This is a genomic window from Devosia sp. 63-57 (assembly GCF_001899045.1).
In the GTDB taxonomy this organism is placed as follows: Bacteria; Pseudomonadota; Alphaproteobacteria; order Rhizobiales; family Devosiaceae; genus Devosia; species Devosia equisanguinis.
On the sequence record NZ_MKUY01000003.1, the window covers coordinates 691,969 to 711,579 of the forward strand.

Below are 19,611 nucleotides of genomic sequence, written 5' to 3' on the forward strand. Positions count from 1 at the left end.
CGCCCGGTCTATGCCGCCCAGCGCATGGTTGGGACACTACTGGCCGAAGGAATAGTAGACGCTATCGTCCTCATAGGCGCGCGGAAAACGGCGATATTGCGCCGAATTGCTCGGGCCTTGGTCGAGGAAGAAACCGTTGGGATCGTAATCGGTGACATAGTCGGCCGAGGATGAAGCGGAGGTCTGGGCCTGGCGGCGTGCCAGAAAGTCCGACAGCGGTCCGCTCTCCCAATCCTCAAGGTCCTGTGCCGTGACGATCGGCGCGGAATTCTCAATGATCAGAGGGCGTTGCGCTGGCGCTTCGACGATTAGCGGCGCCACGGGAGCCGGCGGTCGCATGCTCGCCGGCATGGGGATGGGGGCCACTTTTGCCGGGGGCACGGCGGCGACGACGACGGGATCAGGCTTGGGGGCCTGAGCGGGCTGCGTTTGCGTGGCAGGCACCGCCTCGGGCTTGGGATCGGCGGCGATGGCCGGGCGCGTGGCAGGCTTTTCAGCGGGTTCGGCGCCGGTAATATAGCTGGGCATGGGGCGACCGGACTGCACGAAATTGTCGACCACGTCCTTGCTCTGGACCGGGTTCACCGCGGCTGTCTGCACCGGTGCTGGCGCGACAGTTTCGGCAGGCTTGGCACTTGTTTCGACTGGCTTTTCCGTCACAGGAGCAGGCTCCGCTTCGGCCTGGACGACAGCCATTTGCGGTGCATCGCCGGGGAAAAATTGGCGCGCGGCGAAGTCGGCCGCCGGGATGCCGACGACCAGGAATGCCCCGGCCCAGGCCAGGCCATTGGTGATACGGCGATCTATCTGCATGTGCTCATCATTCCGCTGAATTCGCCCCTTGGGGGCGTCAAAGCGCAGTTTCGTGGCCAGAATTGGACGAGGGGCTGCGACATGGCTGCCCATTTAGCTGACCGCAATATGAATGGATGCTGAACGGCGGTTCAGCATCCCGTGAGCATCAGACCTTTGTCGCGCTTCCGAAGCGCAAAACCGTCGCCACTTTTGCTGGAAGCGCTCTATGACCGACGACCAAGCAATCGGGCCAGCGCCAGCACCAGATTGGAGCGGTTGAGCGTATAGAAATGGAATTCGGTGACGCCCTCGTCGAGCAGCTCGGTGACCTGCTCGGCAGCGACGGCGGCGGCAACAAGCGCATGCGTCTCCGGATCGTCCTCGAGGCCGGCAAAGCGCTCGGCCATCCAATCGGGAATCGAGGCGCCACAGCGGGCCGCGAAACCGGAAATCTGCCTAAAACTGTGGATGGGCTGGATACCAGGCACGATCGGCGCCGTGATCCCCGCCTTGCGCGCCCGCTCGAGATAGCGGAGGTAATCGGCATTGCGGAAGAACATCTGGGTGATGGCGCGACTGGCCCCGGCATCGAGCTTGCGCTTGAGATTGTCGATATCGGCATCCCAGTCGACACTCTGCGGATGCTTTTCCGGATAGGCGGCGACGGAAATATCGAAATCGCCGATACCACGAATGCCGGCCACGAGATCGGCGGCATTGCGATAGCCATCCGGATGCGGCGTGAACGGCTGGCCGACGCCTTCGGGCGGATCGCCGCGCAGGGCGACGATGGATTTTACCCCGGCCTCTCGATAGCCGCGCACGACTTCATCAACTTCGTCGCGCGATGCCCCGACGCAGGTCAGGTGCGCTGCAGCCGCCACGCCGGTATCGGCGGTAATGCGACGCACCATGCGCAACGTACGCTCGCGCGTCGAGCCGCCGGCGCCATAGGTCACCGAGACAAAGCGCGGCTGCAGCGGGGCAAGCTTGTGAATGCTCTCCCAGAACCGATCTTCCATGGCGTCGGTCTTGGGCGGAAAGAACTCGAAGGAAAGCTGCAAGGGCGGGCGCTGGTCTGCCGTCTTGCGGCTGGCGCGCAGATTGTCATCGAGCATCAGGCTTTATCCGTATTGGTGCGGTCGCCGAGGTGCCAGAGGCACACGGTCAGGCCGCGGTCTTGATTATCGCTAGGGAATTCGCGCGATGAACGCACGACGAGCCCGGCCGCCTCGGCCCAACCCTGCATCTGCTCCTGGGAGAGACCGAGGCGCCGATGGGCATGATCGGCGCGCAGGAATTCAAGATCGTGGGGCGCAAAATCGACGATGAGAATTTCCCCGCCGGGCCTCAAAAGCGTACGGGCCTGGGCCAGCATGCGGCCAGGATCGTCGAAATAGTGCAGCACCTGGTGGATGACGATGACATCGCCGAGGCCAATATCAGCGTCGAGATCGGCAATGTCGGCCAGCCGCACCTGGGCATGGGCAAGGCCCGAAGAGGCCAGCCTGGACCGGGCCACCGCCAGCATCTCACGGCTCGAATCGAGGCCAATACCGCGTTTATAGGCGGGCGCGAGAACTTCGAGCATGCGGCCGGTGCCGGTGCCCAGATCGATCACCAGATCGACCTGGCGACCACTCAGAGCACCGAGCACGGCCGCTTCAACGGCGGCCTCGGGCACGTGGAGGGTCTTGAGCAGGTCCCAGCTTTCCGCAACTTTCGCAAAATAGGCGGCGGCCTCTGCCTGTTGCACGGCGCGGATTTCGGCCTGCCGCGTGCGATCGCCGCGATAGGCGGCATCGGAGGGATCGAGCCGATCGATCAGCCAGCGCGCGAGATCGCCGCCCTCCCCGGCCGGCGCCAGCCCATAATAGGCCCAGGCGCCCTCGGCATAACGGCGGATCAGGCCGGCATCGGCCAGCAACTTGAGATGGCGCGACACGCGCGGCTGGCTCTGCCCGAGGATTTCGGTAAGGTCCTTGACGGAATGGTCGCCTTCGGCCAGCAGGGCAAGCAGACGCAGGCGGGTACTCTCCCCCGCCGCCTTCAGCATCCCCACCAGATCGTTCAAACCACGCATCGCACCCACCTGATATAAAGATTTCTTTATGTCTTATTTTCAGGGAGGTCTAGGGGGATTTTCGGTGGGGGCGCTGGGGCGAGGAGGTTGCAAGCGGCGGCAAGCCGGTTCCCGCCCTCGGGTCCGACCCGAGAGGCTGCGATTGGGGATCGTGCGGTAAAGTGTATGGCCCTCGGGTCTTTGCCCGAGGGTGACGATCTGTGGGTTAGGGAGAGTTGGGCACTGCCCGGTGGTCAGGACTGGCCGGTGTGAAACCGGCGCGCCTATACCGCTATAATGCCGTCGAAATGCTTGTCGAGCTGAGCTGTGGGCAGGTTGGTGAGGTCCTTGTCGAGCTCGGCGACCACGGTCTTTTTGACGTGGGCGGACATCACCTTGCGCAAATTGCCCAGGGCGATGGGGGCGGCGGCGATGACCAGGCGGTCATAGGCACCGTCCTGTGCCTTGCGGTCGAGCACCTCGGCGACCGAGCGCACGAATTCAGCTTCGCGGTGCTGGGCCGGATCGGTCTTGGGTTCCATGGCGCTGCGGTGACTGCCTGACGAGAAGCCGCGTCCGGGCCGGTCTGTGTCGATATCCTGCGATTGCAGCGGCGGGATGGACCAGTCGAGGTCATTGATTACCGTCAGTCCCTTGCCGGGGCCGTTATGTTCGAGCACGCGGGCCTGCGTGCCGTCGGCGATCAAGATCCAGGTTACGGTCTTTTTCATCTGCTGCTCCTGCTGTTGTGCATTTGGCCGGAACCGCCGCGGCGGTTCGTAAGTCAAACGCCTTGCACACCGAAAGGTTGGCCCCACCCATCAGCAATACAAGTGATCGAGATCACAAAGTCTGATTTGTCGCAGCACCACGACACTGCTAGAGCCGACACACGCCCATCGTGGCGTGGAGCCCATCATGACCCGTTCCGCACAGAGCCCCGGCCACACGCCATCGGTGCCTTCGGCCGAAAGCGTCGAGAGCCGCAATGGTGTCGTCGCCGCGCTTTGCGCCTATCTGCTCTGGGGATTCCTGCCCATTCTCTTCCGCCTGCTGGAGCCAGCCGGGGCCGTGTTGATCGTGGCCGAGCGCACATTGTGGTCGCTGCTGCTCATGGCGGTGGTGGTCCTGTTTTCCAGGCTCTATCCGGAAATTATCGGCATTCTGCGCGATCCGCGCCGCATGGGCGTCATCGCCATTTCGGCGGCACTGCTGGCGGGCAATTGGCTGCTCTATGTCTGGGCAGTGGAGGTGGGTGAGGTGCTGCAGGCCAGCTTCGGCTATTTCATCAATCCGCTGGTCAATATCGCCATCGGCATGGTGTTGCTGGGCGAGCGGCAGAACCGGCTGCAGACCATTGCCATCGCCATTGCTGTCGTCGCCATTCTGCTGCAAGCGGTTGGCCTGGGCGGCGTGCCCTATATCGCGCTGGGCCTGGCAGTGTCCTTCGGCTTCTATGGCTTTATTCGCAAGACCGCCAAGACCGGTCCGGCCACCGGACTTTTCGTCGAAACCCTGGTGGTGGCGCCTTTCGCTCTGGCGTTCGTGGTCTTTACCTTTGCCACCAGCGGGCCGGGCGTGCATGCCGATCCCGGCATGATGGCACTGTTTATGCTCACCGGACCGGCGACTGCCGTGCCGCTTCTGCTCTTTGCCTATGGGGTGCGCAGGCTGCGCCTCACCACCATCGGCATGCTGCAATATCTGGCGCCGTCCATCCAGTTCCTGCTCGCCATCTTCATGTTCGGCGAGCATCTCAACACGGTGCGCCTGGTAAGCTTTGCGCTGATCTGGCTGTCACTGGCGGTGTTCAGCTATGACAGCTTCCGTCAGCGCAGCCGGGCGCGTGCCGCGGATCACGTCGGCGATCTGGTTGAAGGTTGAGGCAAAGGGCGTCGCCTCGCGCCACACCAGTCGCAAGCGCCGGCCCGGCGCATTTTCGTCCAGCATATGCACGGCAATGCGCGGATCGCTGGCCTCCTTGCGCAAAGCGATGCGCGGCAACAGCGTTACCCCCTGACCATTGGCGACGAATTCGACAATGGTCGAAAGCGAGGTGGCCGCAAAGGTGCGGGCGCTGCGTTCGCCATCCAGCCGGCAGGCGGCAATGGTCTGGTCGCGGAAGCAGTGGCCCTCGTCGAGCAGCAGTATACGGTCGGGCGCCAGTTCGCCCAGCGATACCGGGCCGGATGTGGCCTCGCTGCGCGGCATGGCCAGCACAAAGGGGTCGTCGAAGAGCGGCGCCACGCAGAGCCGCGGGCCCTGGCTGGTCGGTTCGGTGGCGATCAGGGCGATATCGAGACTGCCATCTTCGAGCCCCGCCAACAGCGCCTCGGTGCGGCTTTCGCTGACCGTGAAGCGCAATTCCGGCAGGCCGCGGGTCAGGGCCGGGAAGATTTCGGGCAGGAGATAGGGCGCGACCGTCGGGATCAGACCGAAACGCACTGCGCGCCGGGGCAGGCCTTGTTGCGCCTGGGCGAAGGCATCCACCGCCTCGGCGCTCTTGATCGCCTCCTGCGCCAGCGCCAGGAATTCGCCGCCGAATGGCGTGGTGCGCACGCCATTCTTGTGGCGGTCGAACAAGGCGGCGCCACAGATTTGCTCCAGTGCCAGAATCTGCTGCGACAAAGCCGGCTGCGACACGGCAGACGCCTCGGCCGCGCGGCCGAAATGGCCGGCCTTGGCCACCGCCACGGCGTAGCGCATCTGTTTGAGCGAGATTGTCATGATAAGTTTGTCCTATCGATATAGGAAGAATTATCGATTGGCCTAATGTTTGTCACCTGCCTATAACCCCTGCAAGCAGCAAAGGAGCCCCTCATGAACGATCGTCCGAACTCAGCCGAGCAATCCGGCGCCGGCAAATGCCCGGTTGACCATGGCCGCCGCTCGGTCCGCAGCAATCGCGACTGGTGGCCCAAGCAGCTCGACCTGTCGATGCTGCACCGCAATTCGTCCCTATCCGATCCGCTCGGGCCCGACTTCGATTATGCAGAGGCCTTCAAGGGGCTCGATCTCGATGCGGTCAAGGCTGACCTGCATGCGCTGATGACCGACAGCCAGGACTGGTGGCCGGCCGATTTCGGTCACTATGGCGGCCTGTTCATCCGCATGGCCTGGCACAGCGCCGGTACCTATCGCATCACCGATGGTCGTGGCGGCGCCGGACAGGGCCAGCAGCGTTTCGCGCCGCTCAATTCCTGGCCCGACAATGCCAATCTCGACAAGGCCCGTCGTCTGCTCTGGCCGATCAAGCAGAAATACGGCAATGCCATTTCCTGGGCGGATCTCCTGATCCTCACCGGCAATGTCGCGCTCGAATCCATGGGCTTCAAGACCTTCGGTTTCGCCGGTGGCCGCGCAGATGTTTGGGAGCCCGAGGAGCTGTTCTGGGGCCCGGAAGGCACATGGCTGGGCGATGAGCGCTATTCGGGCGAACGCCAGCTCTCCGAGCCGCTGGGCGCCGTGCAGATGGGCCTCATCTATGTCAATCCCGAGGGCCCGAACGGCAATCCCGACCCGGTCGCCGCTGCGCGCGACATTCGCGAAACCTTCCGCCGCATGGCCATGAATGACGAGGAAACCGTGGCGCTGATCGCCGGCGGCCATACCTTCGGCAAGACCCATGGCGCCGGCGATCCTTCGCTCATCGCCGCCGAGCCGGAAGGCGCCGATCTCGAAGATCAGGGCCTGGGCTGGAAGAGCTCCTATGAGAGCGGCCGCGGCACCCATTCCATCACTTCGGGCCTCGAAGTCACCTGGACGCAGACCCCGGCGCGCTGGAGCAATTTCTTCTTCGAGAACCTGTTCAATTACGAGTGGGAACTGACCACCAGCCCGGCCGGCGCCAAGCAGTGGGTCGCCAAGACCGATGACCAGGTCATTCCCGACGCCTTCGATCCCCTGCGCAAGCATCGTCCGACCATGCTGACCACCGACCTCAGCCTGCGCTTCGATCCGATCTATGGCCCGATCTCGCGCCGGTTCCTGGAAAACCCGGAACAGTTCGCCGACGCCTTCGCCCGCGCCTGGTTCAAGCTGACCCATCGCGACATGGGCCCCAAGGTCCGCTATCTCGGCCCCGAAGTGCCTGCGGAAGACCTGATCTGGCAGGACGTCATCCCGGCGGTCGATCATGAACTGGTCAACGACGCCGACATCGCTGCGCTCAAGCAGAAAATCCTCGCCTCGGGCCTTTCGGTGTCCGAACTGGTCTCGACCGCCTGGGCTTCCGCCGCAACCTTCCGTGGTTCGGACAAGCGCGGCGGCGCCAATGGCGCGCGCATCCGCCTCGCCCCGCAGAAGGATTGGGAGGTCAATAACCCGGCCCGGCTGTCCAAGGTTCTGGGCGTGCTCGAAGCGATCCAGGCCGATTTCCAGAGCTCCGGCAAGAAGGTCTCGCTGGCCGACCTGATCGTGCTGGCCGGCGGCGTCGGCATCGAAAAGGCGGCCGGCAACGGCGTCACCGTGCCCTTCACGCCGGGCCGGATGGACGCTTCCGCCGAACAGACCGATGCGCAGTCCTTCGCCGCGCTCGAACCGCGTGCCGATGGCTTCCGCAACTATTACAGCAAGCGTGCCTTCATGCAGCAGGAAGAAGCGCTGATCGACCGCGCCCAGCTCCTGCGCCTGACGGGTCCGGAAATGACCGCACTGCTCGGTGGCCTGCGTGTGCTCAAGGTCGGCGTCAACGATCACGGCGTCTTCACCGACCGTCCGGAAACGCTCAGCAACGACTTCTTCCGCAACCTGCTCAGCATGGACACGGTCTGGTCGCCCAAGGCCGGCGAAGAGGGCGTCTATGAGGGTCGTGACCGCAGGAGTGGTGAAATCAAGTGGACCGGCACCCGCGTCGACCTGATCTTCGGCTCGCACTCGCAGCTGCGCGCCCTGGCCGAAGTCTATGGCCAGTCGGATGCGGGCGACAAGTTCACCAAGGACTTCGTTACCGCCTGGGTCAAGGTCATGAACGCGGATCGGTTCGACCTGCGCTAAGCGCTTGGCCTCAACGCCTCCAAAGCGGCCCCCCGGGAGAACATCTCCCGGGGTTTTTTATGCGCTGTTGGCCTTCTAGAGCTTTTCACCGGTGAGTGAGGATGCAACCGCGTCCCACCGTCCCTTCGCATTTTAATCAAATCATCCCCGTCGTTTTCAGAGGCTTCAAGCAGGTGAGCCTTCACAGTGGCGTTCCGTTGGCACCCACCTTAAGAGAAACCTGCCTATGACCGAATTTGTTGAAGGCCACCGGGCGTTTGCCAGTTTCCGCGTACTCAATGGCGATGGCAGTGCCGCCGAGCGCGAACAGCTGTTCCGCAATATGGCGCAACTCTTCAGTTTCGTGTCCGCCCATTGCGACGACGACCAGGTCGCCCAGTATGACGAGGCGCTGTGCCAGCTCGCCGCGCTGGTCGAGGTCGAAGCGCGGGCGCATGTGGCCAAAATCCTTGCCCCGCTCGATCGCGCTCCAGGCACTGTGGTGTTGCGTCTCGCCAGCGACGTGATCGAAGTGGCCCGCCCGCTGCTCGAATTTTCCGCCGTGCTTTCCGACGACGATCTCATCGACATCGTCGCCCGCCATACCGAAGATCATCGCATCGCCATCGCCAAGCGCGCCGTGGTTCATGAGCGCGTCGGCGAGGCCATTGTCAGCCATGGCGAGACGCCCTCGGTGGTGCAGCTGGTGCGCAACCCCAAGGCGGAGTTCGATCGCGCCACGCTGACCCAGCTGGTCAAGCGCGCCAAGAGCGACAGCGAGATCGCCGCCGACCTGCGGGGCCGCTCCGATATCGACTGGAAATCGCTGCGCGACGAGATCGACGCGGTGGCCGACAAGGTGCTGCAATCGCTCGGCACAACCGCCCCGGCGGTCGATCCGGTCACCGCCGGCAAGCTCAATGCGGTCATCTATAACCGCATGCGCAACCGCGCCGGCTTCAACGCGCAGGAATGGAAAGTCGCCTATAATCAGGTCAAGGGCCTCGAGGACCGCCGCCAGCTCAACGAACGCGCGCTGACCCGTTTCGCCCGTTTCGGCTATGGCCACCATGCCGCTGCCACCATTGCGGTGATGCTGCGCGTGGCCCCCGAAATCGTGGTCAAGTGGCTCGCCAGCCAGGACTATGTCGCCATCACCGTCGCGTTGCGCGCCAGCCGCATCGGGCCTGACCTGTTCGACGCCATCGTCGCGACCCTGCCCTGGCGCGACCTGCCAACCGAGAGCGACAAGCAGATGGTGCAGTCGCGCTTCAAGGCCCTCGACGTGGAAGAGGCGGTAAACATTTTCGAACTGTGGCGCGCCCATTCCTTCCGCAAGAAGACCGCGCGCAGCGAACGCGAAGCGGTCAGCGCCTGATGCGACAGGCGGGGGCACCTTGTGCTCCCGGCATAGCGATGGCATTGAACGCCCACATCGTTTCCCGTGGGGTGTCTGGTGCTACCCGTTATTGCGACCTTCTGGCATGGTCCCGCCTCCTGGCTTGAGCGCCTTTCAGCGGCCAGCTTTCTCGCCGCCGGCCATCGCGTCGAGGTCTATAGCTATGAGGGCGTCGCCGGCCTGCCCGAGGGCGTGGTGCAGCGCGACGCCGCCGAAGTGCTGCCACGCGACAAGCTTGTCTTCTACAAGGGTCGCGGCACGCCCGGCGTATTCTCCGACTATTTCCGCGCCAGTCTCATGGCCGAACAGCGCGGCATCTGGGCCGATCTCGACGTCATTTGCCTCAAGCCGCTGACCGATCTGCCGCCGCTCATCGTCAGCTATGAGCGGCCCGGCTCGATCAATGGCGCCGTGCTGCGTATTCCGCCGGAAAGCCCCCTGCTCGACGCCATGCTGTCGATCTTCACCCAGGACAAGCGGCCGCTGTTCGAACCGCATCTGCCGCCGTTCCGTCGCCTCGAAGTCGCAGTGCGCCGATTGGCGGGCCAGCGGGTGAAACCCGAAGACATGCAATATGGCGCCACCGGCCCCTTCGCGCTGACCCATTATTGCCGCGTGCTGGGCATCAGCCCGATCCTGCCCAGCACGGTGTTTTATCCGGTCCGCTATGAGGCGGTACCCAGCCTGCTCAAGGCGGGCAGCAGCATCGACACCTTCCTTGCTCCCGACACCCGCGCCATCCATGTCTGGCGCAGCCAGATCACCCAGCGCGGTCGCGCTGACATGCCTAGGCCCGAACCCGGCAGCGCGCTCGACACGTTGTGCAAGCGGTTTGGTGTGGATTTGGCATAGGGGCGAGGAGCTGGGTTCTATTGGTCCATCGCTCACCGACCTCGCCCCCCACCCGCTCGTCACCCTCGGGCGAAGACCCGAGGGCACTTTTCTCATCCACGCGATCGCCAAGTGAAGAGCCCTCGGGTCAGGCCCGAGGGTGACGATCTGTGTGTGGGTGGGTGTTTAGTTTGGGCGCATTGATAACCAGTGTCAGGGCTCTTGGGCCTCCCTCCCCCTTGAGGGCAGGGAATGAGGGTGGGGGTGCTGAACCATCTGAGAATCCGTTCGCTGATTGGAGTCTGCTGAACCTGCAGCACGCCCACCTAACCTCCCCCTGTAGAAGGGGGAGGGGGAGCAGGAGCCGAAGCCTCAGCGACTTCGTCATAACCCCAAGGCATCCCCCGTCCAGAGCACCGCCCTCGCACTTGATCCGATGGCCGACGCCGCTCGTGAAAACCACTTCACTTTCAGCGCCTTAGCGGACAATCCTGAATCAAGAACCGATCCTGTTGAATCACTGCCGCAAGCACCTGATTCAATCTATCAGCTGGTCGCCAGGCCCCGATTCAGCGATGAACCGAAATGGCCTAACCCTCTGAATTCTCGTCGTCTTCCTCGTCCTCATCGTCGTCACCGACGAGCGCGTCGAGGAATTGCAGCAGCAGGGAGTTCACGAGATCAGGGCGCTCGATGCTGGGGATGTGGGCGACGCCCTCCAGTACCACGGCAAAGGCGTTGGGCATGCTTTCCGACAGCGTCTCGTGCCGCTCGACCAGGGCGGTGAAATCCTCGTCGCCGACGATGAGCAGCGCGGGCGCGGAAACCTGCTCCACGCGGGTCCAGGCAGCGGGGCGCCCCTCTTCCTGGGTAAGGTTCGGCTTGGCCAGCGCCTTGGCGTTCATGTCGAAGAATAGAGCGCGGGCATCGCCACCGACGCGACCGCTTTGGGTGCGCGGACCATCGAGCCATTCATGCGCCTGCACGCGATTGACCAGGTCGAGATCACCGCGTTCCCAGGCGTCTTCCTCGGCCATTTCGATGGCCGTTTCCTCGGCGGTGGCGGTCCAGGGTGCGCCGGTGATGGACGTGCCGATGAGCACAAGGCCCAACACCCGGCCGGGATGGCGCAGGGCGAAATCGACGGCGAGGCCACCGCCCATGGAGCAGCCGACAAACAGCGCCGCATGAATGCCGAAGGCATCGAGCACCGCCTCGAGATCGTCGAGATGGCTGAACGGCTCATCCGGGCTTTCGGTCTCGCCATAGCCGCGCCGGTCATAGGCAATGGCATGCCAGCCGTCGTCGGCGACGACCTGCATCTGCTCGGTCCACATGCGCTTGTCGCAAACACCGGCATGGAGGAAGACGATCGGCAGCCCCTCCCCCATCTGGATGCCGGCGAGGCTGGCCCCGCCGACCTTGACGGTGAAATTCTGGCCTACCACGCGCAGAGCTCGGCTTCGGTGGCGTCGCTGACCCAGCAGGCGCGGTCGGCCTTGGAGCGAATATAGGTGCCCGGCAGCGACACATAGCGGCCGCCCGGCTCGAACTGGGCGCTGACAAAGGCCTTGCCGGGACTGTCGATGGTCAATTCGAAGCTCGGCTTGCCACGCGCGGTGATCTTGAAGCTGCCATCCTTGTCGAGCATCTCGAAGCGGCAGGCATATTCCCCATCATCGGAAGTGTAGCACTTTGCGTCCTTGGCCAGCGCCGGGCTGGCGAGGAGGGCAAGGCCGAGACTGGCCGCGAGGAAGACGAATTTGGTCATTGAAGCACCGCCGCACAGAATTTGAGATTGTCCTTGTCGCCCAGCCAGCAGCCCGGCTCGGCCTCGATGGGCGCAAAGGCCCCCAGTTCTTCGGGCAATTGGCCTGGCCGCGCCTCGGGCGCGATACGGTAGCCCAGACCCGCGCCATCGGCGACATGGGCAAAGACGAAGGTGGAGCCATCGGGCAGATCGAAAGTGATACCGCCGCCATCGACCACCACGTCGCAATCAAAACTGTCGAAGCCGGTCATCGAACACTGCCCCGGCGCGGCATTGGCCACACCGGCGAGGGCAAGGCCGAAAGCCAATGCTGCCCCCGTCAGATAAATTCTCATGCATTCCCCCAGAACGCGAAACCCGTCGGACCCCTGCCCGCTGCTATGCACAGCATATTGCAGAAAGTCCAGCAAACCCAACGGGTTTTCGCGGAGGAGATGGAGGATTAGTAAAGGGAGGCGTTGTGGTGCGCCGGCAGCGCGTCGATGGCCCGCACCAGGTCGTCGCGCGTATAGGGCTTTAAGACCACAGGATGGCCACGCCATTCCTCCGGCAGACCGGCGGCGCCATAACCGGTGGCGAAAATGACGGGCACGCCGCGCCGCACCAGGATCTCGGCGACAGGAAACACCCGCTTGCCGCCGAGATTGACGTCGAGAATGGCGCAATCGGGCCGCTCCACCGTGGCGGCGAGCTTTTCGGCCTGTTCGAGGCGCATGGCCTGCCCGACGACGACGCAGCCGAGCTCGCCCAGAATATCCTCGAGGTTGAACAGGACCAGCGTCTCGTCCTCGACGATAAAGACCCGCAGCCCCTGGTGGCTAGACATGCTCGAACTCCGCTGCGCTATAGGCCTGTGGGGGAATCTCGAAATCGGCGGCAAAGCCATCCGGCTCATAGCGTGCATTGAGCTCACCGCCCAATTCGCCGGCCACGACACTGTTGAGCAGCCGCGTGCCGAAGCCGGTGCGATCCGGCTGCCCTGTCGGCGGTCCGCCGCGCTCACGCCAATGCAGCACCAGCCTGCCATCTTCGGCCTGCGACCAATCGACGTAAATGCGCCCCTGCGGCACAGACAGCGAACCATGCCGGGCAGCATTAACGCCCAGTTCATGCACCAGCAGTGCCAGGGCAATGGTGGCCTTGGAATTGAGCATCAGCGTCGGCCCGCTCTGCTCGACGCGCCCGTCGCCGAAGGCGCTGAGCTGCTGGCCGATCAGCGTGCCGATCTCGGTATCGTGCCACTGGCGTTCGCTGAGCAGGCTATGGGCCTTGGACAGGGCCATGATGCGCGCCTCGAAGGCCCGACGCGCCTGCTGCGGATCGGCGGTGGCACGCAGGGTCTGGCTGGCAATGGATTGTACGGCAGCGAGGGTATTTTTGACGCGGTGGTTGAGCTCGTCGATCAGGAGGCGCTGCTGGCGGGCCGCCCGCACCGCTTCGGTGCGGTCCATGCCCTGCACGAAAACGCCGGTGATACCGCCCTCGGCATCGCGGATCGGGTGATAGGCAAAATCGAGGAAGGTCTCCTCCGGAATGCCGCCGGCCTCGCGCACCAGCATGACGCGCGCCCCCTCCTGATTATGGATATAGCCTTCTCTGTAGACCCGGTCCAACAGGTCTACAAAGCCCTGCCCCACCACTTCGGGCAGGGCCGAGGCCACGCTCATACCCACGACATTGCGGCCGCCGACGAGACGGGCATAGGAATCGGAGGCAAAGGTGAACACGTGATCGGGGCCGGTCAACACCGCGAAAAATGCCGGCGCCTGCTGGAACAGGCGACGGAAACCGACCACCGCCTCCTCGGCCTCGCGGGTGCGCTCGAGCAGGCGCGTTTCGGCATGGAGCGAGGTGAAGGGCAGCGATTCCGCCTCGCGGATGCGGGCGAAATCGGTCACATCGACCGTGTTCTGCATGACATAGGCGACCTTGCCGTCAGGGCCGGTGATCGGCACATGCACGGCGGTCCAGTAGCGGTTTTCCACCACGCCCTGGTCGCTGGCGATCGGATAGGGCAGATAAGCCAGCGTATCGCGCTCGCCGGTGGCGATCACCCGCTCGAGCGACTGCTTCAAGCGGATGCCGCTCTCGTCATCATTGGGAAAAAGGTCGAAAAGATTGCGCCCGACCAGCGCTTCGCGATGCCGACCGACGGCTTCGGTATACGCAGCGTTGACGGCGACATAGGCAAGCTTGGTATCGACGATCATGAAGGGGCTGGGAAGCGCTTCGAAGATGCGCTCGTAGTCAACCTCAGCCATGAATTGATGCCCCTGAAAACGACGGATTTACGAGCCCCATCCGACCCATAAACGCACAAGGCGCGCGGCGGTTCCGTGGCATCGAAAAAATCGCGATTTGAGGAGCTTACGGCAATTGGCGGGCGAGCACCCACATGTTTTTGCCGATGCGCGGTTTTGCCACCAAGCCGTTGCTAGGCCGGCCAGGCCTGTGGCGTCACCCGACGTCGTGGGTGTCACCGCGTCGTCGACACCCTCCCCGCGCGCTAAATTCGCCGCCGAGAGGTCGACGACGACGCCAATCACCGGCCCGAGCGACACTCCATTGTTACGACAGCCACGGCCTCATTCGGCGTTGCAGGCACCCACCCAGTCACCAGCGACATCGAGCGTGGTGCTGCCGGTCGGAAGCTGGGTGGTAAGCGTGCCCGAATAGTGGGTTCCCTCATACGTGATGTCGGTCACCGAGCTGATCCCCTGGCAGGACGTGGTGAAGATGATGCGGGCGCCATCGATGGTGATCTCACTGGCGGCACAACCATTGCGCGTGGTCTCATCCACGATGGCTTGCTTGACCTCATCGTCGGTACCGTTGGACGTCTTGGCGCCCTCTTCTGAAATGCAGGTCTCCGCCGGCTCACTCAGCGCTTGACCGTTCATGCTGGTTTGGGCGCGCCAGAGACCAGGTTCGAGGCGGTTTTCCGCCTGCGCCGAAGACACGCAAGCGGTCAGGGTGAGTACCAGGATTTTACGATTGATCATCAAGGACCTTGCCGTTTTGGTCGACCAGTTGGCCGTCATCATTGAACAGCTGTTCGAAGCTGTGTGGGGTAAAGTGGTAGCCGCCTGCGTCATAGGTCACGAACGTTTTGAGCAGGTAGTTGGCCTTGCCGCGCCTGCCGATATAGTCGCAGTAAAACAGGTATGGCGGCCCCTCCAGCAACGCGCTCGGCAGCTGCTGGTCAAAACTCATGTCGATGGCAAAGTTGCCTGGCGATAACTGACCCTTTTCGAGCCCGGTAACGCCGCTCATCGTGACCATTGGCAACAGCGTGCTCTGTACGTCCCTGGCCAGGGGGCACATGCCCATATATTCACCTTCGAGCGTCTCGAAGCGCTTGGCCCCGGGATCGAACATCAGGGCGAATTCGGCCAGTTTGCGGTCATTGTTGGCCAGCTGGGTTTCTGCCAGACACCACCAGTCGCGCTCCTGCGGCATGGTTGTGGTGTCTTCCCATACGGCAGGGACGCAAGCGAGCACCGCTTTGATATTGCCAATATCCGCCTGGTATTCAGGATTGCGGCTGAAGGCGTCATTGGCTTGCTCGGCGGTGGGGATTGGTCCGCGGACCATGATCCCATCTGCGCCCAGCGCGGGAACACTGACGAGGAGCATTGTCGCCACAACGGCGATCGAACCCTGCCGGATCATCGTTTCACCAGCTCGACGCGGCGGTTCAAGGCGCGGCCGGCCTCATTGTCGTTGTCGGCGACCGGAGCCGACATGCCGGCACCGAACGGCGTCAGCCGGCTGGCGGCGACGCCCTGCCCTGTCACCAGTGCTGCCGTGACCGCCAGGGCCCGCCGTTCGGATAGACCGACATTGTAATCGAAGGCGCCCTGATTGTCGGTATGGCGGGTGACGATCAGATCGAGTTCCGGATTGGCGCTCAACAGCTTGGCGATTTCGGCCAGGGTGGGCGCGGATTCCGGTTTGAGGGTACTCTTGTCGGTGTCGAAATAGATGCCGTAGAGCGCCACATGCCCGGTCTGATCGAGCCCGGTCTTCATGGCGCCTGCATCGATGAACACGATGCGGTCGGTCTCCATCGGTTTGGTTTCCACTACCCGGATGGCGCTATAGGCGTCGCCACCCCGGCCGGTCAGGATGGACACATAGACATCCCCGGTCGGCGCCGAGAGCTTTTCCAGCCGGTAGGCTATTTCCGTGCCGTAGCGGGCGTTGCGCGCCTCATCGTCGACCAGCCCGCCAAAGACGTAGTAACTCGTCGATCCGGAAATGCACTCGGCGTTGAAACACTCGAAAACGGTTTCAAAGCCCTTGCTGGCCAGGCTCTGCTTGAAGTTGGCATCGATCTCCAGCGAAGAGCGGTCGCCGGGGTCGCGATAGACGATCTGGAAGGACTTGCCCTCGACAGTCACCGCGTCCTCGTCGGGTATGCCGGTGGTGGCAAAATTCTTGGGCAAGGGTGCAGAGACCAGGCTCACGCGGTCAAAATCGGATTTCGCATAGACCCGGATTTCTGCTCCATCATAGCGCCCGACCAAGGGGTGGTCGCTTGAGCCCTCAATGTCCTGGGCCATTGCGATTGCGCCCGCAAACGCGACCGCAAACGCGATGCCGGCCAGTGCGGCACATCCGGCTTTGGCAACCGGAAAGCAGTTGTGGAACATGGCTTTGATTCCTAGTTGATCTGCCGTAACTTGGCTTGACCATTCACGCTGGCCAGCGCCGCACCATATTCGTGGGCGTGAGCGGTAAACATTCCCCGCGCGGGGAGAATCCGTTGCCCCGTCGGAGTTGGCGAAGCGGTGAACAAGCGAAAGCTGCATGAGCTGGACCTGTTCTGTCGCGCCGGCATGGGGCTCGAACCCATCGCGCCGGTCGTGTGTCGCCTGCTACGCGAACTGGTGGGCGCCGAAGCGGCGTCGCTGTTCTGGATGGATGAGCGTGGCATGCCGGCAGGATTCCACCACGAAGACTCCCCTGACAGCGCGCGTGATCTGTTCATCAACGAGTTCGAACGCCTGTTCGTGGGTGAGCACGAAATCAACGTGCATGCCCTCGCTCGCTACACCGGCTCAGCCATGGGAAAACTGCTGACGGCCGACGCGGCCTATTTCAAGTCGAACACGTTCAACATGCTGGTCCGGCCGAGCGGGCATCATCACGCGCTCGATCTGCGTGTCGAGCTCGACGGCAAGCCGCGCCTGATCGTCCTGCTGTTCAGGGGCGAACGGCAGCCGTTTCGCAGTGGCGATGCAAAAGTGCTGGCCCTGACCGAGGCAAGCCTGCGTCGCGCCGTGGCCAGTCCCCCCGACAGTGGCGAATGGCGCAGCGATGGCCGCAGGGGCTATCTTATCGTGTCCGGCGATGACTCCCGCATCACGCTCATGGGCGGGGACGCCACGGCGATTCTGAGGAACGTGAACCTGGTGGGTCAGGGCGTGCGGCTCGATAGCCCAATCACTCTGCCCCCGCTGTTTGTGCGACAAGCCTGTGCTCTGGCAGCAACGGAGGATCGACCTGTTCACCGCGCAATGGTGGTGCCCACAGGCCGGTTGCAGATGGTCGCCGAACCCCTGCGCGCGCCGGCTCAACCCGGTGCCGGCTCTTCGGTTCTGGTGTCACTGGAGCTGCACGTTCCCGCGCGCCTCAGCAAGGTGGAGCATGTTATCGCGGCCGGTCTTTCCCCGTTGCAACAACGCATCGCGCTGGTCGCAGCTGCTGGCGGCTCCCGTCAGGACAGCCTGAACACGCTCGGGCTGAGCAATGAAGCCCTTAAAAAGCACCTCGCAGTGGTCTACGAGCGCTTTGCCGTGAATGGATGGGAGGCGCTCAGTCGGGCGATTTAGCGCAAGTGGGCACGTACAGACTACCGCAAAGCCACGACGTTCCGTTGTTTTGCATTGGCCGCTGCATCCAAGACGGCAGGAGCGAGGCTGCCGCTTGCATTTGCAGCTGGTGAAGAACGTCTTCTGGCTGGAATGAACCACGACGAATGACTGCGTCGTCACGCGCGGCCACCCAGACTTGCAGTGCCGCAATCCACACCAAAGCGGCGACCTTGCAGCCGCCGCCTTGGTATTTGTCCTGGACCGTAGTCCCGACGCAGCCTATCGCGTCAGCGGCTTGTAGGTGGCGCGCTTGGGATTGACCGCATCGGCGCCGAGGCGGCGGACCTTGTCGGCTTCGTAGTCCTGGAAATTGCCTTCGAACCATTCGACATGGCTGTCGCCTTCGAAAGCGAGCATGTGGGTGGCCAGGCGATCGAGGAACATGCGATCGTGGCTGATGATCACGGCGCAGCCGGCGAATTCCTCCAGCGCTTCTTCCAAAGCGGCGAGGGTTTCGGTGTCGAGATCGTTGGTCGGTTCGTCAAGCAGCAGGACGTTGGCGCCGCTCTTCAGCATCTTGGCCAGATGCACGCGATTGCGCTGCCCGCCCGAAAGATTGCCCACCTTCTGCTGCTGATCGCCGCCCTTGAAATTGAAGGTCGAGGTATAGGCGCGAGAATTCATTTCGCGCTTGCCCAGCATCAGCACATCGTCGCCACCGGAGATTTCGTCCCACACGGTCTTGTTGGGATCGAGCGAGTCACGGCTCTGGTCGACATAGCCCAGATGCACGTTTTCGGCGACGGTGATACTTCCCGCATCGGGCTGCTCCTGGCCGGTCAGCATCTTGAACAAGGTGGTCTTGCCGGCGCCGTTCGGCCCGATAATGCCGACAATGCCGCCCGGGGGCAGCTTGAAGCTGAGATTGTCGATCAACAGGCGATCACCGAAGGATTTGGAGATGCCCTCGACAGTGATCACGTTCTGGCCCAGGCGCTCACCCGGCGGAATGATGATCTGTGCCGTGTGCGACTGGGTGCGGGCCTCGTTGATCTTGACCAGTTCGTCATAGGCCTTGATACGCGCCTTGGACTTGGACTGGCGTGCCTGCGGCGACATGCCCATCCAGGCCTTTTCGCGTTCCAGCACCTTGGCGCGGGCGGCGTCTTCGCTCTTTTCCTGGGCGAAGCGCTTGGCCTTGGCGTCGAGATAGGCGGAGTAGTTGCCTTCATAGGGCACGCCGCGGCCGCGATCGAGCTCGAGGATCCAGCCGGTGACATTGTCGAGGAAGTAGCGGTCGTGGGTGATGATCAGCACCGCGCCTTCGAATTCGCGCAGGTGGCGTTCGAGCCAGGCGGTGGTTTCGGCGTCGAGATGGTTGGTCGGTTCGTCGAGCAGCAAGAGGTCGGGCTTGCTGAGCAGCAGCGCGCAGAGCGCCACGCGGCGCTTTTCACCGCCCGAAAGATTGGTGACGTCGGCATCGCCGGGCGGGCAGCCCAGGGCTTCCATGGCCACTTCGACCTGGGATTCGAGATCCCACAGGTTCTGGGCGTCGATGATGTCCTGGAGTTTGGTCGCCTCGTCGGCGGTCTCGTCGGAATAGTTCATCATCAACTCGTTGTAGCGGTCAACGACGTCCTTCTTTTCCTTGACGCCCATCATCACATTGCCGAGCACGTTCAGCGCCGGATCGAGCTGCGGCTCTTGGGCGAGATAGCCGATCTTGGCGCCATCGGCCGCCCAGGCTTCGCCGGTGAACTCGGTATCGATGCCGGCCATGATCTTGAGCAGGGTCGACTTGCCCGACCCGTTCGGGCCGAGAATGCCGATCTTGGCGTCGGGGTAGAAGGAGAGGTGGATGTTGTCCAGCACCTTCTTGCCGCCTGCATAGGCCTTACTCATTCCGTGCATGTGGTAGATGAACTGGCGCGCCATGGCGTCATGACCTCTTCAAAGGGAT

The 19,611-nt window shown here is 63.2% G+C and carries 19 protein-coding genes; 5 read left to right on the plus strand and 14 right to left on the minus strand.

All coding sequences use genetic code 11. From position 1 onward, the window contains the following. Positions 1-36 precede the first annotated feature (36 nt). From BGO80_RS03505 to BGO80_RS03520, 4 genes are all read right to left on the minus strand, one after another. Positions 37-813, minus strand: coding sequence for a hypothetical protein (locus BGO80_RS03505; RefSeq protein ID WP_286719124.1), 777 nt, complete (start codon positions 811-813; stop codon positions 37-39). A 206-nt stretch (positions 814-1,019) separates the two neighbouring features. Then, complete coding sequence (gene metF, locus BGO80_RS03510) at positions 1,020-1,913, minus strand: methylenetetrahydrofolate reductase [NAD(P)H] (RefSeq protein WP_286719126.1); 894 nt, start codon at positions 1,911-1,913, stop codon at positions 1,020-1,022. After that, positions 1,913-2,878 (minus strand): metalloregulator ArsR/SmtB family transcription factor, encoded by a 966-nt coding sequence (locus tag BGO80_RS03515; RefSeq protein WP_286719128.1) that lies wholly within the window; start codon positions 2,876-2,878, stop codon positions 1,913-1,915. The genes metF and BGO80_RS03515 overlap by 1 nt, the downstream gene beginning before the upstream one ends. Before the next feature lie 263 nt (positions 2,879-3,141). Beyond that, on the minus strand, positions 3,142-3,588 hold the full coding sequence (locus tag BGO80_RS03520; protein WP_286719130.1) for a host attachment protein: 447 nt from the start codon (positions 3,586-3,588) through the stop codon (positions 3,142-3,144). A gap of 187 nt (positions 3,589-3,775) precedes the next feature. On the opposite strand from BGO80_RS03520, the gene rarD reads away from it, so the two are divergent. Beyond that, positions 3,776-4,741 carry an EamA family transporter RarD gene (gene rarD / locus BGO80_RS03525; RefSeq protein ID WP_286719132.1) on the plus strand — a complete coding sequence of 322 codons (966 nt, stop codon included), beginning with the start codon at positions 3,776-3,778 and terminating at the stop codon, positions 4,739-4,741. Here the strand turns inward: rarD and BGO80_RS03530 are convergent. Continuing rightward, positions 4,655-5,584 carry a hydrogen peroxide-inducible genes activator gene (locus tag BGO80_RS03530; protein WP_286719134.1) on the minus strand — a complete coding sequence of 310 codons (930 nt, stop codon included), beginning with the start codon at positions 5,582-5,584 and terminating at the stop codon, positions 4,655-4,657. The genes rarD and BGO80_RS03530 overlap by 87 nt on opposite strands. Before the next feature lie 93 nt (positions 5,585-5,677). Between BGO80_RS03530 and katG the strand changes: the two genes are divergently transcribed. From katG to BGO80_RS03545, 3 genes are all read left to right on the plus strand, one after another. Beyond that, positions 5,678-7,852, plus strand: a complete 2,175-nt coding sequence (katG, locus tag BGO80_RS03535; RefSeq protein ID WP_286719136.1) for a catalase/peroxidase HPI — start codon at positions 5,678-5,680, stop codon at positions 7,850-7,852. A gap of 226 nt (positions 7,853-8,078) precedes the next feature. After that, the gene (locus BGO80_RS03540) at positions 8,079-9,209 is read left to right on the plus strand and encodes a DUF2336 domain-containing protein (RefSeq protein ID WP_126150924.1); all 1,131 of its coding nucleotides are present in this window, start codon (positions 8,079-8,081) and stop codon (positions 9,207-9,209) included. Between the two features lie 78 nt (positions 9,210-9,287). Continuing rightward, positions 9,288-10,082 carry a hypothetical protein gene (locus BGO80_RS03545; protein ID WP_286719138.1) on the plus strand — a complete coding sequence of 265 codons (795 nt, stop codon included), beginning with the start codon at positions 9,288-9,290 and terminating at the stop codon, positions 10,080-10,082. A 569-nt stretch (positions 10,083-10,651) separates the two neighbouring features. Here the strand turns inward: BGO80_RS03545 and BGO80_RS03550 are convergent. The 8 genes from BGO80_RS03550 to BGO80_RS03585 all read right to left on the minus strand — a co-directional run bounded on the left by BGO80_RS03550 (position 10,652) and on the right by BGO80_RS03585 (position 16,397). Beyond that, positions 10,652-11,509, minus strand: a complete 858-nt coding sequence (locus tag BGO80_RS03550; protein WP_286719140.1) for an alpha/beta fold hydrolase — start codon at positions 11,507-11,509, stop codon at positions 10,652-10,654. Further along, positions 11,503-11,832 (minus strand): hypothetical protein, encoded by a 330-nt coding sequence (locus BGO80_RS03555; protein ID WP_286719141.1) that lies wholly within the window; start codon positions 11,830-11,832, stop codon positions 11,503-11,505. Before BGO80_RS03555 ends, BGO80_RS03550 begins: the two co-directional genes overlap by 7 nt. Next, positions 11,829-12,167 (minus strand): hypothetical protein, encoded by a 339-nt coding sequence (locus tag BGO80_RS03560; RefSeq protein WP_126150920.1) that lies wholly within the window; start codon positions 12,165-12,167, stop codon positions 11,829-11,831. The genes BGO80_RS03555 and BGO80_RS03560 overlap by 4 nt, the downstream gene beginning before the upstream one ends. A gap of 107 nt (positions 12,168-12,274) precedes the next feature. Next, positions 12,275-12,658: a response regulator gene (locus BGO80_RS03565; protein ID WP_286719143.1), complete on the minus strand. Its 384-nt coding sequence runs from the start codon at positions 12,656-12,658 to the stop codon at positions 12,275-12,277. Continuing rightward, positions 12,651-14,093, minus strand: a complete 1,443-nt coding sequence (locus tag BGO80_RS03570) for a sensor histidine kinase (protein ID WP_286719148.1) — start codon at positions 14,091-14,093, stop codon at positions 12,651-12,653. The genes BGO80_RS03565 and BGO80_RS03570 overlap by 8 nt, the downstream gene beginning before the upstream one ends. A 324-nt stretch (positions 14,094-14,417) precedes the next feature. Further along, positions 14,418-14,834, minus strand: coding sequence for a DUF3617 domain-containing protein (locus BGO80_RS03575; RefSeq protein ID WP_286719150.1), 417 nt, complete (start codon positions 14,832-14,834; stop codon positions 14,418-14,420). Next, the gene (locus BGO80_RS03580; RefSeq protein ID WP_286719152.1) at positions 14,821-15,504 is read right to left on the minus strand and encodes a hypothetical protein; all 684 of its coding nucleotides are present in this window, start codon (positions 15,502-15,504) and stop codon (positions 14,821-14,823) included. The genes BGO80_RS03575 and BGO80_RS03580 overlap by 14 nt, the downstream gene beginning before the upstream one ends. Beyond that, positions 15,501-16,397, minus strand: a complete 897-nt coding sequence (locus tag BGO80_RS03585; protein WP_286719154.1) for an OmpA family protein — start codon at positions 16,395-16,397, stop codon at positions 15,501-15,503. The genes BGO80_RS03580 and BGO80_RS03585 overlap by 4 nt, the downstream gene beginning before the upstream one ends. A gap of 228 nt (positions 16,398-16,625) precedes the next feature. On the opposite strand from BGO80_RS03585, the gene BGO80_RS03590 reads away from it, so the two are divergent. Next, positions 16,626-17,669: a hypothetical protein gene (locus BGO80_RS03590; RefSeq protein WP_286719155.1), complete on the plus strand. Its 1,044-nt coding sequence runs from the start codon at positions 16,626-16,628 to the stop codon at positions 17,667-17,669. 261 nt (positions 17,670-17,930) lie between these two features. Here the strand turns inward: BGO80_RS03590 and ettA are convergent, their stop codons facing one another. Beyond that, positions 17,931-19,586 (minus strand): energy-dependent translational throttle protein EttA, encoded by a 1,656-nt coding sequence (ettA, locus tag BGO80_RS03595; protein WP_126150913.1) that lies wholly within the window; start codon positions 19,584-19,586, stop codon positions 17,931-17,933. Positions 19,587-19,611: the final 25 nt, after the last annotated feature.

Excerpts from the sequence above, each read along its gene's own strand:
- BGO80_RS03505 (WP_286719124.1), bottom strand. The coding sequence starts at position 813 with ATGCAGATAGATCGCCGTATCACCAATGGCCTGGCCTGGGCCGGGGCA.
- metF (WP_286719126.1), bottom strand. The coding sequence starts at position 1,913 with ATGCTCGATGACAATCTGCGCGCCAGCCGCAAGACGGCAGACCAGCGC.
- BGO80_RS03515 (WP_286719128.1), bottom strand. The coding sequence starts at position 2,878 with ATGCGTGGTTTGAACGATCTGGTGGGGATGCTGAAGGCGGCGGGGGAG.
- BGO80_RS03520 (WP_286719130.1), bottom strand. The coding sequence starts at position 3,588 with ATGAAAAAGACCGTAACCTGGATCTTGATCGCCGACGGCACGCAGGCC.
- rarD (WP_286719132.1), top strand. The coding sequence starts at position 3,776 with ATGACCCGTTCCGCACAGAGCCCCGGCCACACGCCATCGGTGCCTTCG.
- BGO80_RS03530 (WP_286719134.1), bottom strand. The coding sequence starts at position 5,584 with ATGACAATCTCGCTCAAACAGATGCGCTACGCCGTGGCGGTGGCCAAG.
- katG (WP_286719136.1), top strand. The coding sequence starts at position 5,678 with ATGAACGATCGTCCGAACTCAGCCGAGCAATCCGGCGCCGGCAAATGC.
- BGO80_RS03540 (WP_126150924.1), top strand. The coding sequence starts at position 8,079 with ATGACCGAATTTGTTGAAGGCCACCGGGCGTTTGCCAGTTTCCGCGTA.
- BGO80_RS03555 (WP_286719141.1), bottom strand. The coding sequence starts at position 11,832 with ATGACCAAATTCGTCTTCCTCGCGGCCAGTCTCGGCCTTGCCCTCCTC.
- BGO80_RS03560 (WP_126150920.1), bottom strand. The coding sequence starts at position 12,167 with ATGAGAATTTATCTGACGGGGGCAGCATTGGCTTTCGGCCTTGCCCTC.
- BGO80_RS03565 (WP_286719143.1), bottom strand. The coding sequence starts at position 12,658 with ATGTCTAGCCACCAGGGGCTGCGGGTCTTTATCGTCGAGGACGAGACG.
- BGO80_RS03570 (WP_286719148.1), bottom strand. The coding sequence starts at position 14,093 with ATGGCTGAGGTTGACTACGAGCGCATCTTCGAAGCGCTTCCCAGCCCC.
- BGO80_RS03575 (WP_286719150.1), bottom strand. The coding sequence starts at position 14,834 with ATGATCAATCGTAAAATCCTGGTACTCACCCTGACCGCTTGCGTGTCT.
- BGO80_RS03580 (WP_286719152.1), bottom strand. The coding sequence starts at position 15,504 with ATGATCCGGCAGGGTTCGATCGCCGTTGTGGCGACAATGCTCCTCGTC.
- BGO80_RS03585 (WP_286719154.1), bottom strand. The coding sequence starts at position 16,397 with ATGGCCCAGGACATTGAGGGCTCAAGCGACCACCCCTTGGTCGGGCGC.
- ettA (WP_126150913.1), bottom strand. The coding sequence starts at position 19,586 with ATGGCGCGCCAGTTCATCTACCACATGCACGGAATGAGTAAGGCCTAT.